1 pseudogene is annotated in these 741 nt (G+C 41.0%); it reads right to left on the reverse strand.

The features are described 5' to 3' along the window. Positions 1–741: pseudogene (locus AC4AGG_RS16655) on the reverse strand (T9SS type A sorting domain-containing protein); the annotation flags it as partial.

Below are 741 nucleotides of genomic sequence, written 5' to 3' on the forward strand. Positions count from 1 at the left end.
ATTTACTTTGAGGTCTTCATTACTAACAGCCCCACTTCTGGAATAGATGGCTAACACAATACCCCCATCACGAGTAGGAACCATAGACTCGACCTGATCAGAACCTTTCCCTCCTATTACTAATTGAGAGATCTCTTTTCCTTCCTTATCTAAAATAGAAACAAACACATCTTTGGAGCCGAAGCTTTTTTCTCCTCTTTCAATACTTCCTGCTACAACATATCCTTTGTCGCCATTTAGAACCACTGCTTTGGCTTCTTCAAAGGCAGAAGTTCCTAAAGTACGTTGCCATTGTTCTTCCCCATTTTCAGAAACTTTAATAAGCCAAATATCGGAACCTCCTTTGCTTTCATCTTTTTTATCTAACCCTAGAGGTGATAACGTGGTGCCAGTAACGAGGAAGCTTCCATCTTGAGTTGCGGTTACTGAAGTGAGGAAATCATGGTTTTGACCTCCAAAATGTTTTTCCCAAACTTCACCACCTTGTTGATTGAGTTTGACTAAGTGAAAATCGTAGCCATTGTTTTGGGGTTTTCCTCCATCTGAACTAACAGAGGGCATTTTGGATTGCTGGATGGAACTCCCTGAAATAAGGAATTGTCCATCGACAGTAGTGGTAATCTGATTGAGAAAGTCTTGGGTAGAAGACTTGATGTCTTTTTGCCAGAGAACTTCTTGTGCGGAGATGCTAGCTATGCTCCATAGGAACAGTCCAACAGTAAATGTTTTTCGCATAAGAGG

Source organism: Chryseobacterium sp. CG10_8, assembly GCF_058117085.1.